Source organism: Novosphingobium sp., assembly GCF_049240505.1.
Taxonomy (GTDB): Bacteria; Pseudomonadota; Alphaproteobacteria; order Sphingomonadales; family Sphingomonadaceae; genus Novosphingobium.
Window position 1 is genome coordinate 1 of the sequence record NZ_JBMLSM010000196.1, and the last position, 12878, is coordinate 12878.

The window sequence follows — 12878 nt, forward strand, 5'->3', positions numbered from 1 at the left end:
CTTCGATCGAAGGCAACAATCGGCATGTAGCCCTCCTGATCGCGGTATTGGCGCTGTTCCTGGCTTTTTCCGAAATGTTGGGCAAAAACGCCGAGAAGGCCTCGATGCAAGCCAATATCGAGGCGAACAATCTCTGGGCCTTCTTTCAGGCCAAGACCATCCGCCGAGCGATGGCACAAAACCTTGCCGAGATGATCCAGATCGATGGTGTCGGTACAGTAGACGATGCCAAGAAGGCCGCCATTGGCAAGCAGGTTGAAACGTGGACGAGGCTGGCCGCACGGCTTGAGTCGGAGCCAGACACGAACGAAGGTCGCAAAGAGCTGATGGCGCGGGCCAAGGCCGCCGAACTGTCACGCGACCGCAACAACCAGAAGAACGAGGGCTTCGAAATTGCCTCGGCCATTCTTCAGATTTCGATCGTGGTGGCTTCTGCCATGATCATCACCGGCATCGCGGCTTTAGCCTATCTGGCAGGCGGCCTTGGCATCGTCGCAGTCGTTCTGATGGCAGTGTCGCAGTTCGCGCCGACGATCCTGCCGTTTCACTGAAACGGTTGCCGGTATCTGAAATCAGAAGCGGCTACGGTTTTGGTGTATTGATGCCGACGGGCGAAACCCGAGACTTTTTTGGTTAGTCTGACAGCACCGTTCACTTCCCTGATGTTGCGCCAGACCCGAGAGGTTCCACGATGCAGCCCCCACTTCCCCTCTTGAACACCGTGTTTCTCACGCTTTTCCTGGGCTGCGTACCAGCGCTTGCCCAGCCGCGCGGCGCTGTCATCGCGTCCTGCGCCGCCTGCCATGGCGAGGACGGCATCGCACGCGAGGCAGACGTGCCTCACCTGGCGGGCCAGAACGAGGCCTATATGCTTAATCAGATGGCCAACTTCAGAAATGGCAGCCGCCGCCATCCTGAGATGCGCTTCATAGCCCGCGATTTGGGACCGCAGGATATCAAGGACATCATCACCTACTATGCAGCGCTGCCGGCCAGATAAGGCATTTGGGGCAAGGCACCACCTCGAAATGGTGCGTCCGCGCTGGTCGCACAAGCCGGAACTGATCCGGACCTATCAGGCAACTAAGTTGGGTTGGTTATGGATGGACCGCCTCGATACCATTGCAGCCGGCGGTAGGGACTGGATTACGACGACACCGGCGCGTGTGAACAAGCACCTAAGGGGTGTTCGGCGGGGGCACGCTTCGATGCCGATCTGGGGTCAAATTGCATACCGGTTCACACACTGTGCCCGTCCCTCCGTAGGGCCGGACTCTAACTCCGCGTGGAGGAAAATCTCAGTGGCAGGTCAACACCACCACACGCCTCACGCGGCAAGCCATCGCAACCCCTCCGGCAAACGCAGGGTGGTTCAGATGCATTCCGTGAACTCGTGTTCGAAAAATGAGTTGCCTGACCTTTATGGAACATGCGCCCTGCGCTACCTGTAGCCGGTGAAAATGTCCCGGGCGCAGCCAACTAGCAAGGCCCCCTCCTGCAAGCTTCAGTGATGACCAGAAAGGTGATTGATGACACGATTTATCATCCTGACATTTCTCGTCTGGGCGATCGCAGCTGCAAGCCCAGCGCAGGCTGAAGATGTGCCGCGCTTTGATATCGGGCTTTTCTGCCAGGCCAACGCCTCGGCACGCGGCGGAGCCACTTCTTGCCGCCGAGCAGAAGAAACCCAGAGGGTCATGCTGACCGAAAACTGGGAGACCTTTCCAAAACAGCGCAAGCATTTCTGTGTGCAATCGGTCAGCTTCAAGCCGCGCTCGGAGCGTTCCTACCAGATGCTGGCACAATGCATCGATGACAGAACGACGAGCTGATTGAGATTCTGGCCATCAGCCGCCGCTCAAGCCCATGACTTCGACATCAATGGCTGCTGAATTTGCCATGCGCGATGACCGGGCCCTGGGCCGTGCCGCCCTGGGCAACGGGCACTGGCTCCAAGGTGATCACCAGTCCAGCCATGAGATTGGCAAACCGCAACATATCGCCAGTCAGATCAAGGTTGACCGGCTTTAGCGGATCAAGCGGGCCAAGTCCGATCGGATCGCCGTCATCATTGGGCACAAGCCATAGAAACGGGACGCCTGCCCTCGAGGGCAGGGTCGAAGCCGGCACGATGATCAGCCTTCCGCGATCGCCATCATAGGTGGCGACATACTCCGGCGGGCCATCTCGCGGCATGATCTGGCTGACCAGCAGCACGCGTTGGGATGGGATTGTGGCAACTTCCTGCCGAGCGGGGGATGGCGGTGGTATGGACGGTTGGAGCAACACCGCAATCAGCACAGTGGCAGCCACTGCGAAGCCAGCCGCCGCCATGCCGCGCCAGAACACGACACTTTGCATCATGCCAGCAGGCCGTGTTGGCAAGTTCGGGGATGATTGCGCGACAGGCTGTCTGGTAGACGAAGCCAGGTCATTCACCAGCGCGGTTTGAAGCCGCTGGAGAACACGCGGATCGGGCGACACCGCTGGCGCCTCCAGCGCAAGCGTGGCGAAATCGTCGCTCCATTGCTGCACCTCGGCTGCGAGCAAAGGATCACGCGCCAGCTCTGCCTTGGCCTCGTCACCGGCCACGAGCCCAAGAGCAATCTCACCCGCCAGCGCGGTGCGCATCCTTTCGTCGTCGTGATCGGTTGCCTTGCTCATGTCCCGTCCATGCAGGCGCGCAGTTTCATCAAGCCGCGCCGGATCCTGCTCTTGACCGTCGAAAGCGGGAGTCCTTCGCGCGTTGCCAATTCATCATATGTAAACCCGTCAAAGAAAGCGGCACGTATCATGCGCTGTTGATCATGCTCGATAGACCCGAGGCAGCCATGCAGCTTGTCATGATCCTGCCCGGTGATGATCTGATCAAGGACAGGGGTCGAGCCGTCATCGACCTCGATGTCATCAAGGGGATCGAGCAGGCCCGACCGGGAGCGCTCGGAGCGCAGCCGGTCGATGGCGCGGTTGCGGGCTATGACCGCCAGCCAGGTCATAGGCGCGCTTTTGAGCGGATCATAGGATGACGCCTGCTTCCAGACATTCATATAAGTATCCTGCAAGACTTCTTCAGCTAGTGCCGCATGCCGCACAACGGCAATAATGACGCCGTTGAGTTTGCCGCTCGTCAGGGCATATAGCCGCTGCAAGGCCTGATCATCATGCTGGGCGACCCGCATCAGCAGATCGGCCAGCACGATGCGACCAGCATCACGGATGTCAGCGCTCTTGTCATGCCTTGATGTCATGCGGCTCTGCAGCGCTATCATCTGATCCTTTGCGCAGCTCACTTCGCTTACGCGCAGGTTTCCGGATTGGTTCAGCCTGCCCTTCAGCTATCGGTTCAACGCTTCCGCTGCCCAGGGATAAGGACGCGGTCGATGACGTGAATCACGCCATTGCTTGTGTTGATGTCAGCTTTTGTCACCCGCGCCCCATCGATATGGACAATCCCATTGCGGCGCACAGCGCGGATACTGTTGCTGCTATTGAGGGTCTGAACCAGAGTCGGACGGTGTGGCACATCCTTGGCCTCAATGCGTGATCCAACCACGTGATAGGTCAGGATAGCCTGCAGTTGCGCCTTGTTCTCTGGCTTCAGCAGGCTTTCTACCGTACCGGCAGGCAGGCGGCGGAAGGCACGATCAGTGGGCGCGAGCACGGTCAGTGGACCCGGCGCGCTCAGGGCCGGGACGAGACCGGCCGCTTTCGCTGCGGCGATCAGGGTCTGGAACTGACCGGCTGCCGCGGCTGTTTCAACGATGTTGCGGCTCTGCGCGACGGCCGGTGCCGCACCAATGAAGGCTGCGAATGTGGCGGCGAGGGCAAATCTCTTGGTCAGTGTCATCGGGGGGTCCTTTTGCGGTTCTGCAGGTTGCGGTGAAAGCTACGCAGAGACCTGCGAAAAAGACGCAGCCGTCCATCAGCAAAGGGCACCCCCTGGGTCTGTGTGAATCTGCTTCGGAGATTCACCCCTGTTGGCGTCCAGCGATGACCCCGGTGCCACCGCAGTTTGTTGCACAGCAACAAGTGCTTACCGGCATGTGGGTCGGGTCAGCTTTCGGAGCCGATCGGGGGTCAATTGGCGTGCCAATTCACAGTTGGACCGCTGGGGGATGGACTTTCCGGCCTGCTTCACCACTCAGCTAAAGTTTAAGCAGAATCTTGTTCAGAAAATCGCGTGTTCGCTCTGCGCGAGGCGTACTAAAGAACTCATCAACCGGAGCATGCTCTACGATCCGGCCCCGATCCATGAAGACAACCTCATCGGCCACCTCGCGGGCAAAGCCCATCTCATGAGTGACGACAAGCATGGTCATGCCGCCCCGCGCAAGATCGCGCATCACATACAGCACTTCCGCGATCATTTCTGGATCGAGCGCGGAGGTCGGCTCGTCAAAGAGCATGGCCTTCGGCTCCAGCGCCAGCGCACGCGCGATCGCCGCGCGCTGCTGCTGCCCGCCTGACAGCCGGCCGGGATGCTTCTGCGCCTGATCGACGATGCCGACACGATCAAGATAATGAAAGGCCAAGTCCTCCGCCTGTTTGCGCGACAGGCCCTTCGCCTTGATCGGCGCCAGCGTGATGTTCTCCAGCACAGTCATATGCGGGTAGAGCTCGAAATGCTGGAACACCATGCCCACGCCGCGGCGCAACTTCGGCAGGTCCTGGCAGCCGCGGACACTGACGCCGTCCACCCAGACATCGCCATTCTGGAAGCGTTCGAGCCCGTTGATGCAGCGCAGAAGCGTACTCTTGCCGGAGCCGCTCGGCCCGCAGATCACAATGCACTGGCCGGCATTGACCGAGAGCGATACGTCGTCAAGCGCGACAAAACTGTCGAAGCGCAGTCCGACATTCTCGACCCTGATGATCGGTTGGTTCATCACGCTGCCCCTTTTTCGAAATGGCGGGCGATCCGCGACGCGCTATAGCAGACGAGGAAATAGATGGCTGCGACCGTGACATAGAGCTCGACAGGGCGCACAGTCCGCTCTGCGATAGAAGCTGCGGTGTGCAACAATTCGCTGTAGCCGATCACATAGACGACCGTGGTGCCCTGGAAAACCACGATGCATTGCGTGATCAGCGCCGGCAGCATCGCGCGGATAGCCTGTGGCAGCACGATATGGCGCAAGGTCTGTGCATACGTCAGGCCGGACGACAGTCCTGCCTGAATCTGTCGCTCGCCAACGGATTGTATCCCAGATCGCACGATCTCCGCAAAGTAGGCCGCAAAGAACACGATGAAGGCCACGATAATCGAGGTGAGATCATTGACGTTGCGCCCGGTGATCAGCGGCACGAGAAAGTAGAACCAGAAGAGGATCAGGATGAGCGGATTGCTGCGTAGCACGTTGACGAAGGCAGTGCTTGCGCCGCTGAGCCATCGCCGGTGGCTGAGCCGGCCGATTGCGATGAGGCAGCCCAGCGGAAAGCTGAACAGGACCGACACAACAGTGAGCTGCAGGCTCTTGACGAGCCCGCTCATTAGCAGGGGGAAGTTCGCGATGATGACCTGCCAGTCCATTAGACCCTCGCTTCACCGCGCTTGATCAGACCGGGGATCTGATAGCGCCGTTCAAGCCAGGACATGAACAGGATCACCAGGATCGTGGTGGCGATATATGTGAGGGACGCTACCGTGTAAGCCTCGATGCCGCGGAACGACCATGCCTCGATCCGGCGCGTGGTGGCTGTAATCTCGATGACGCCGATTGTCAGCGCCAGCGCCGTGTTCTTGAAAACGGTCAGGAATTCCGAGGTCAGCGCAGGGATGATGATGCGTAGTGCATAGGGCACAATCACGTAGCGGTAGACCTGCACCTGCGTCAGGCCTGTCGAAAGTCCCGCCTTGAATTGCCCGGGCGGAATAGCGCGCAAGGCTGAGCGGATCTGCTCCGCCAGCCGCGCGGATGTGTAGAAAGAGATGCCGATCATGGCTGTCCAGTAGGGCACGTTGTCCAGCCGGTTCCACCAGAAGCTGAATTCACGTGGCAGCATTTGCGGCACCACGTAGAGCCAAAGGAACAATTGCACGATCAGCGGAATGTTGCGGAAAATCTCGACATAGGTTGTGCCGATTGCCCGCAGCACGCGTGAGTGCGTGACGCGCAGAACACCGATCACGATGCCAAGGCACAGCGCCAGAACCCAAGCCAGAAGAGCCAGGTGAAACGTCGTCAGGACGCCTTCGACTATCCAACCAAAATAGGGCTCGCGCCAGAGAAGTCCCCAATCGAATTCATAGCGCATCCCCGTTCGCTCCTAGGGCTCAGACCGATTTCAGGTAATGCTGAATCCGGCCGACCCCTTCCTCGATCTCGGGCAGCGGCGCATTGAACACGAACCGGATATGCCCTTCACCCATAGCGCCGAAAACTGAACCCGACAGGCCGTTGACTCTGGCATTTGCCAGCAGCCGGCTCGCGAACTCATCGGACGACAGACCGAACGAGCGAATATCGGGGAACGCGAAGTAGGCCCCGCCGGGCATGGTACAGCGGATGCCCGGGACGGCGCGAAGACCCTCGACAAGCACATTGCGCTGCGCCTCATAGTTCTTCGACACCTCCTCGATCGTCAGAGTGCCCTGCCCATATGGCCCATCGAGCGCGGCCGCCGCACCTGCCTGCACAAAGGAGGTTACACAGGTGAACAGGTGCGACAGCACCATGCGAATACGCTCGCTCACCGTTGGCGGGGCGACGATCCAGCCCACGCGCCAGCCGAACATGTTGTAGGTTTTGCTCGCGGTCTGGACTGAGATCGTGCGCTCGCGCATACCCTCCAGCGTGGCGATGCTGATGTGGCGGTTTCCGTCGAACAGGAAGTGCTCATACGCCTCGTCCATCACGACCCATAGGTCGTGCTCGATCGCGATGCGGGCGATAGCTGCCAAAGTCTCGTGAGAGAGCACAGCACCGGTTGGATTGTGCGGCGAGCATAAAACGATTGCGCGCGTCTTCGGCGTGACACGAGATGAAAGATCTGCCGGGTCGAGCTGAAATTCGTTCTCGGGCCGGATCGGGAACGGCACCGGCGTCGCCCCCGTCAACCGGATCATAGGGTCGAAGCTGAGCCAGCCGGGATCTTCCAGCAGAACCTCGTCGCCATCCTCGACAAGGGCGAGCAGCGTCGCCACCAGTCCGGCCTTGCCGCCTGGGCTGACCGTGATCTCGGTATCGGGGTCGATACTCATCCCGTTGACGCGCGCTTGCTTGCGCGTGATCGCGGCGCGGAACTCCGGAATGCCGCGCGGGTCCGCATAGAACGAGGCTAGCGGCTGGTCGAGGTAGCGGATCGCCGCTTCCTTGATGTGGGCGGGCGTGTCGAACTTCGAACCAAAGTCGATCACGCTGACGCCACTCGCCCGCAACTCCCTGATGCGTTGCATCGATGCCAAGGAGGACGAGAACCGTAGCCGGTCTAGGCGCCGCGCGAAGGTTCGATTGGACATCGTCAGAACTCCAGGAGTGGCCGACGCGCGCATCACTTGGCTTTCAGCCAGTCCTCGATGCCAAACGGGCACTGGCCATAGAGCACCGTCTTGGTCTGTTCGGAGATCGGCAGTGCGAAGCCGGCCTTCGGGCTGCTCTCGCCGAACCATTCATCCCAGAGCTTCGTGTAGCCCCCTGTGTGAATGAAATAGCACAGCGCGTGATCGACGGTGCGCTTCCACTTGGAATCGTTCTGCGGAAGGATGATCCCGTTGGGAGTGCACATCAGGTCGGGACCGGAAACCGCCCATTCGCCGGGGTTCTGTGCGCGCATCGCCAGTGACTTCAGCGCAACATCAAGCGTGACATGCGCATCGGTGCGACCCTGCTCCAGCGCGAGGAAGCCGACCGCATGCGTGGGGAAGACCACGAGTTGCGCGGGAGGGCTGATCTTGCCGGTCTGGCCCATCTCGGTGAGCAGTTTCTGCTCAACGCTGCCATTGGTGACGCCAAGGCGCTTGCCGGCGAGGTCGGAGACGGCGTTGACTGGCATGGACTTGCGGTGCAGCGTCTTCACGCAGACCGCATTGTTAATGAGCGAGAAATCGACGACCTGCTCGCGCTCGACAGTCTTCCCGGTCGAGCCGAGCACCCAGTCGAGCGAACCGTTGACGATGAGCGGGATACGGGTCTGCGGCGTGACCTTTCGGAACTCCAGTTCCAGCTTGGTTTCCATCTTCTTCTCGATCAGGACGTGCAGTGCCTTGCTGAGATCGACCGCCCAGCCAGCGAGCTCGCCCTTCTCATCGACATAGCCGAACGGAGGCGTGCCCTCCTGTGCACCGGCAATGATCTTCTTGTTCTGCAGCACCCGGTCGTACTTGCTCTGGACCTGAGCTTCCGCGCTCGCCAGTGCGAGCGGGAGAAGGCTGAGACCCACAGCAACGCGCAGGCCGGCAGAAAGAAAAAGTCGCAGGTTCATTTCAGTCCCTCCACAGGATGATCGCAAGTGCCATCAGGCACTTGCGCAGGGATAGGCTCCAGGGATTCCGCCGTGTCTTGTCGCTGCTGTCCGGATAGAACCGCGATCGCGTGGCCGGCTTAAAGTCCGCAGAAACCCGCGTTACCCGACCAATGTGCATGTGGCTGACGGGGGCTGTCCAATCCCCTGTTTGTATAGCCATCATCAGATTTATTTATCGGCTGCTTTACAGGTTTAAAGACGCGCGACAGGATGTTGCGCATGATCGATCTGCGAAACCTCGAGACCTTTGTCTGGGTGGCACGGCTAGGCGGCTTTCGCCTTGCCGCCGAAAAGCTCAATATGACCCAGCCGGCGATCTCGGCACGGATCGCACTGCTCGAAGAGGACCTGCGCCTACAATTGTTCGAAACGCGCCCGCGCCGCGGCGTGCTTACTCCGTCGGGGCAGGAATTGCTGCGCTACGCAGAGCGGATCCTGGCCTTGAAAGACGACATGGTGCGCGCGGTCGGGGGGAACACCTCCTACAAGGTCGCACTCAAGATCGGCGTTCCGGAAACCATCGTCCATACATGGCTTGCGATCCTCGTCGACACACTTTCGCGCAACCACCCAACGCTGACGCTCGATGTCGAGGTCGATTCGACCACCAATCTGCGAGAAGGGATTTCGACTGGCCGGCTCGATATCGCGATCACCAATGGCCCCTGCAACGACCCGAAGATTCGTTCGGAATTTCTCTGTGCCTTCCCGATGGCGTGGATGGCGAGCACATCGCTACCGATCGAACGGAACGGCGCAGATCTGGCGTCACTCACCGCCTATCCGGTCATCACCTTCCGGCGCGGTACCGCGCCCTATGGCACCATCCGCGAGTTTCTCGACCGAAACGGATTCGCAACTGCGCGCATGTTCGCCAGTTCGGCGATTGCCGGCATTGTTCGCATGGGGCTTGATGGCATTGGCACCTGCGTGCTGCCGCCGGCGGTCCTGCAGCAGGAACTGCTTGATGGGCGCATGGTCATCCTCGATGCCGGCATCAAGCTTCCCCCGCTCGACTTCTACGTTAACGCCTCGCGCGATGCCGATGTCTGGCTTACGCAGCAGATCACGGACACGACGATAAAGGTTGCGCGAGCCAGTCTTGAACGCCTCGCAGCGGATCAAAGAATTTGATCGGCGGAATCCAAATTCAGGATTAGACCGGTTCCCTGTCCTGGCGCAAAACGTCATTCGATTGCTCGTGCCGTTCTGGTGCCGGGCCGTTCGGGCGTTCATCATGGACATGCAATTCCAAAGATCGTACCGCGTCGGCATCGATGTGGGAGGAACCTTTACCGACGTCGTTGCCATCGGCGCGGACGGGCGGATCCTTGTGCGAAAGGTGGCCTCGACCCCCGGCGATCTCAGCCGTGGCAGCGCGCAAGGCGTAGCTGAACTCCTTGCAGCAAATGGCATTCGCGCCGAAGAGGTCGACGTCGTTGTACACGCCACAACCACTGCCACCAACGCCGTGCTCGAGGCCAAGGGCGCGCGGACGGCGCTCATCACCACGGCGGGCTTTCGCGATATCCTGGAATTCCGGCGCGTGCGTGTGCCGGAGCTTTACAATCTTGCCTATGTAAAGCCGGCTCCGCTTGTGCCGCGCCAACTGCGCTTCGAGGTAGCCGAGCGACTCGGCCCCTTGGGCCAGGTCTGGCGGCCGCTCGACGAGAACAGCGTGCGCACTGCAGCAGCACGCATCGCAGCCTCTGGTGCTGAGGCGGTAGCCATCTGTCTGCTGCATTCTTACGCCAATCCCGCGCATGAAAAGCGCGTGCGTGCCATCGTCGAAGAAGTGCTCGGCGACAAAGTGTTCGTGACATGCTCGCATGAGATTCTGCCGGAGATGCGTGAGTATGAGCGCACCAGCACCACGGTCATCAACGCATATCTCGGCCCGGTCATGAAGGCCTACCTCAAGCGCCTTGAGGAGAGACTGATCGAATTCGGTACGGGTCGTGCGCTGCACGTCATGACATCTGGCGGCGGCCAGATGAGCCTGAAGGCCGCCATGAACAAGCCGGCCTATCTGGTCGAATCCGGCCCGGCTGCCGGTGTCATCGCGGCTGCACGCATTGCCAAGCGCCTCGACCTGCCCAACATCATCACGCTCGACATGGGCGGCACGACCGCCAAGACCGCGATCATTGAGGATGCCGAACCGGCAAAGACCAGCGAGTTCGAAGTTGGTGCCGGCATCAACCTGTCAAGCAAGCTCGTGCGCGGCGCGGGCTACGCGATCAAGCTGCCTTTCATCGACGTGTCAGAGATCGGCGCGGGCGGTGGCAGCATGATCTGGTTCGACAAGGGAGGCGCTCTCAAGGTCGGCCCGGAAAGCGCAGGCTCCGAGCCAGGCCCGGTCTGCTATGGCAAGGGTGGGAAGGTGGCGACCCTGACCGACGCCTTCCTCACGCTGGGCTATGTCAACAGCAAGTATCTGGTCGGCGGCGCACTTGGTCTTCACGGAGAGATCGCGCGGCAGGCAATTCGCGAGCAGGTCGCAGACCCGGTCGGCATTGATCTGCACGATGGCGCCTATGGTGCCGTTACTGTCGCCGTCGCCAACATGGTCCGCGCGGTCAAATCGGTATCGACCTATCGTGGCCGCGATCCACGCGGCTACACGCTGATCGCCTTCGGCGGCAATGGCCCTCTTGTCGGAGCCATGATTGCGCACGAGCTCTCGATGGCGCGTGTGCTTGTGCCGCCGCATTCCGGAGTCCTGAGCGCCTGTGGTCTCCTGATGGCCGATCACGAGCAGGAACTTGTGCGCTCCTATCCCGCTCTCACCACCGAGTGCGATCCGGAGGAATTGCAGGCGGCATATGCGGAACTCTCGCGCAACGCCGTCGCCACGCTGACCTCCGAAGGCTTTCCACCGGAGGATATCGAGGTGCGCCGATTTGCCGACCTGCGATATGCCGGGCAGGCCTATGAACTGACCGTCCCAGTGCCGGGCACCGGCGTCCCCGTGATGACGGAGATCGATTCCGCCTTCCACAACGAACATCACAAGACCTATTCGCACATGTCCACGACCGAGCCAGTCGGGCTTGTCAGCATCCGCATCGTTGCCAGCGTGCGCACGCCCCAGCCTTCAGAGGAGTTGGGCGGGGCACCGGATACGATTGATGCAGAAGCGCAGCCGGTGACGCGTGAGGTCTACTTCGGCAAAGCACGCGGCCTGCATGTTGTGCCGGTGCTGCGCCGGGCCGACCTGCGCGCAGCCGAGCGCGCCGGGCCTCTGCTGATCGAGGAATACGATTCCACCTGCCTTGTGCCACCCGGAGCCTCCGCGCGCACGGATCGCTGGAACAATATCGTCATTACGTTGGAGCCGCGGGCATGAGCAAACGCTTCGACCCAATCACGCTGGACGTTATCCAGAACGCGCTCGGCTCGATCGCTGACGAACTCGCGCTTGTCATAATGCGCTCGGCTTATTCCAACATCGTCCGCGACGCGATGGATTACTCCACGGCTGTCTGCGACCGCGAGGGCCGAACCATCGCGCAGGGCCTGACAACACCCGTGCATCTCGGCTCGTTCCCTGACGCGATGCGTGCGCTCGTCTCACAGTTCAGCGGTCGCATGGCCGACGGGGACATCTTCATTTTCAATGACCCGTATGGCGCCGGCGGAATGCATTTGCCGGACTTCTACATCGTCAAGCCGGTCTTCGTTGGTGGCAATGTCGAAGGTTACATCGCCACGCTGGCCCACCAATGTGACGTCGGCGGGCTTGCACCTGGCGGCATGGCGGTCTTCGCAACAGAGATCTATCAGGAGGGGCTGCGGATCCCCATCCTGAAGTTGCATGATGCTGGTGTGCCCAGCGAAGTTATCTTCCAGATCATCGCGAAGAATTCCCGCCAGCCAGTCGAGGTTCTTGGGGATGTGCGCGCGCAAATTGCTGCCTGCGGCAATGGCGAGAAAGGCTTGCGGCAGCTCATCGAGCGCTACGGCGTGGAGGATTTCCGGCTCTACACCGGCGAACTGCACGACTACGCCGAGCGGCTCATCCGTGCCGAGATCAGCGCCCTGCCGGATGGCACATACGAGTTCGAGGACTTCCTGGACGGATTGGGGGAAAACCCGACACCTATCCGCTTCAAGTGCGCTCTCACCGTTGCCGGCGACCAGATCATCGTCGACTGGGAGGGGACATCCCCTCAGGTCAAGGCTGCGATCAACGGCCCAATGCCGACGACGCATGCCATGGCCTATCTCGCGGTGCGCTGCGCCATTGGCGTCGCGATCCCGAACTGTGAAGGTTACATGCGGGCCATCACGGTCAAGGCGCCGAAAGGGTCTATCGTCAACCCAAACGAACCGGCGGCCTGCGGCGCACGCGGCGTCATATGCTTCCGTATGTACGAGGCCATGCTTGGCGCATTTTCGCAGATCCTGCCAGA

At 60.6% G+C, this 12878-nt stretch carries 14 protein-coding genes; 6 read left to right on the top strand and 8 right to left on the bottom strand.

Going from position 1 to position 12878, the window contains the following annotated elements:
- From ACOVQ0_RS15705 to ACOVQ0_RS15715, 3 genes are all read left to right on the top strand, one after another.
- Window positions 1–551, top strand: a 551-nt coding sequence (locus ACOVQ0_RS15705) for a DUF4337 domain-containing protein (protein WP_421886471.1), incomplete at its 5' end; no start/stop codon positions are given.
- Window positions 552–721: 170 nt separating this feature from the next.
- Entirely contained in the window at window positions 722–1000 is a 279-nt protein-coding gene (locus tag ACOVQ0_RS15710) for a c-type cytochrome (RefSeq protein ID WP_421886509.1), read from the top strand.
- Window positions 1001–1529: 529 nt separating this feature from the next.
- Window positions 1530–1832 carry a hypothetical protein gene (locus ACOVQ0_RS15715; RefSeq protein WP_421886475.1) on the top strand — a complete coding sequence of 101 codons (303 nt, stop codon included), beginning with the start codon at window positions 1530–1532 and terminating at the stop codon, window positions 1830–1832.
- Window positions 1833–1878: 46 nt separating this feature from the next.
- Here ACOVQ0_RS15715 and ACOVQ0_RS15720 read toward each other — a convergent pair whose 3' ends face one another.
- The 8 genes from ACOVQ0_RS15720 to ACOVQ0_RS15755 form a co-directional block, all read right to left on the bottom strand.
- Complete coding sequence (locus ACOVQ0_RS15720; protein ID WP_421886478.1) at window positions 1879–2664, bottom strand: anti-sigma factor domain-containing protein; 786 nt, start codon at window positions 2662–2664, stop codon at window positions 1879–1881.
- Window positions 2661–3269: a sigma-70 family RNA polymerase sigma factor gene (locus tag ACOVQ0_RS15725; protein WP_421886481.1), complete on the bottom strand. Its 609-nt coding sequence runs from the start codon at window positions 3267–3269 to the stop codon at window positions 2661–2663. Before ACOVQ0_RS15725 ends, ACOVQ0_RS15720 begins: the two co-directional genes overlap by 4 nt.
- A 74-nt stretch (window positions 3270–3343) precedes the next feature.
- Window positions 3344–3847, bottom strand: a complete 504-nt coding sequence (locus tag ACOVQ0_RS15730) for a fasciclin domain-containing protein (protein ID WP_421886483.1) — start codon at window positions 3845–3847, stop codon at window positions 3344–3346.
- Window positions 3848–4145: 298 nt separating this feature from the next.
- Window positions 4146–4874, bottom strand: coding sequence for an amino acid ABC transporter ATP-binding protein (locus tag ACOVQ0_RS15735; protein ID WP_421886512.1), 729 nt, complete (start codon window positions 4872–4874; stop codon window positions 4146–4148).
- 11 nt (window positions 4875–4885) lie between these two features.
- Window positions 4886–5530, bottom strand: coding sequence for an amino acid ABC transporter permease (locus ACOVQ0_RS15740; RefSeq protein WP_421886486.1), 645 nt, complete (start codon window positions 5528–5530; stop codon window positions 4886–4888).
- The gene (locus ACOVQ0_RS15745; RefSeq protein ID WP_421886490.1) at window positions 5530–6255 is read right to left on the bottom strand and encodes an amino acid ABC transporter permease; all 726 of its coding nucleotides are present in this window, start codon (window positions 6253–6255) and stop codon (window positions 5530–5532) included. Before ACOVQ0_RS15745 ends, ACOVQ0_RS15740 begins: the two co-directional genes overlap by 1 nt.
- Window positions 6256–6274: 19 nt before the next feature.
- The gene (locus tag ACOVQ0_RS15750; RefSeq protein ID WP_421886494.1) at window positions 6275–7459 is read right to left on the bottom strand and encodes a pyridoxal phosphate-dependent aminotransferase; all 1185 of its coding nucleotides are present in this window, start codon (window positions 7457–7459) and stop codon (window positions 6275–6277) included.
- Between the two features lie 32 nt (window positions 7460–7491).
- A complete protein-coding gene (locus ACOVQ0_RS15755) occupies window positions 7492–8421 on the bottom strand; it encodes a transporter substrate-binding domain-containing protein (RefSeq protein ID WP_421886497.1) in 930 nt (309 codons plus the stop codon).
- A 261-nt stretch (window positions 8422–8682) separates the two neighbouring features.
- Between ACOVQ0_RS15755 and ACOVQ0_RS15760 the strand changes: the two genes are divergently transcribed.
- From ACOVQ0_RS15760 to ACOVQ0_RS15770, 3 genes are all read left to right on the top strand, one after another.
- Entirely contained in the window at window positions 8683–9597 is a 915-nt protein-coding gene (locus ACOVQ0_RS15760; RefSeq protein WP_421886500.1) for a LysR family transcriptional regulator, read from the top strand.
- Window positions 9598–9700: 103 nt separating this feature from the next.
- A complete protein-coding gene (locus tag ACOVQ0_RS15765) occupies window positions 9701–11812 on the top strand; it encodes a hydantoinase/oxoprolinase family protein (RefSeq protein ID WP_421886503.1) in 2112 nt (703 codons plus the stop codon).
- Window positions 11809–12878 (top strand): hydantoinase B/oxoprolinase family protein (locus tag ACOVQ0_RS15770; protein WP_421886506.1); only part of this gene is annotated, 1070 nt, incomplete at its 3' end. The genes ACOVQ0_RS15765 and ACOVQ0_RS15770, both read left to right, overlap by 4 nt.

Excerpts from the sequence above, each read along its gene's own strand:
- ACOVQ0_RS15765 (WP_421886503.1), top strand. The coding sequence starts at position 9,701 with ATGGACATGCAATTCCAAAGATCGTACCGCGTCGGCATCGATGTGGGA.
- ACOVQ0_RS15715 (WP_421886475.1), top strand. The coding sequence starts at position 1,530 with ATGACACGATTTATCATCCTGACATTTCTCGTCTGGGCGATCGCAGCT.
- ACOVQ0_RS15750 (WP_421886494.1), bottom strand. The coding sequence starts at position 7,459 with ATGTCCAATCGAACCTTCGCGCGGCGCCTAGACCGGCTACGGTTCTCG.
- ACOVQ0_RS15760 (WP_421886500.1), top strand. The coding sequence starts at position 8,683 with ATGATCGATCTGCGAAACCTCGAGACCTTTGTCTGGGTGGCACGGCTA.
- ACOVQ0_RS15725 (WP_421886481.1), bottom strand. The coding sequence starts at position 3,269 with ATGATAGCGCTGCAGAGCCGCATGACATCAAGGCATGACAAGAGCGCT.
- ACOVQ0_RS15740 (WP_421886486.1), bottom strand. The coding sequence starts at position 5,530 with ATGGACTGGCAGGTCATCATCGCGAACTTCCCCCTGCTAATGAGCGGG.
- ACOVQ0_RS15730 (WP_421886483.1), bottom strand. The coding sequence starts at position 3,847 with ATGACACTGACCAAGAGATTTGCCCTCGCCGCCACATTCGCAGCCTTC.
- ACOVQ0_RS15755 (WP_421886497.1), bottom strand. The coding sequence starts at position 8,421 with ATGAACCTGCGACTTTTTCTTTCTGCCGGCCTGCGCGTTGCTGTGGGT.
- ACOVQ0_RS15745 (WP_421886490.1), bottom strand. The coding sequence starts at position 6,255 with ATGCGCTATGAATTCGATTGGGGACTTCTCTGGCGCGAGCCCTATTTT.
- ACOVQ0_RS15720 (WP_421886478.1), bottom strand. The coding sequence starts at position 2,664 with ATGAGCAAGGCAACCGATCACGACGACGAAAGGATGCGCACCGCGCTG.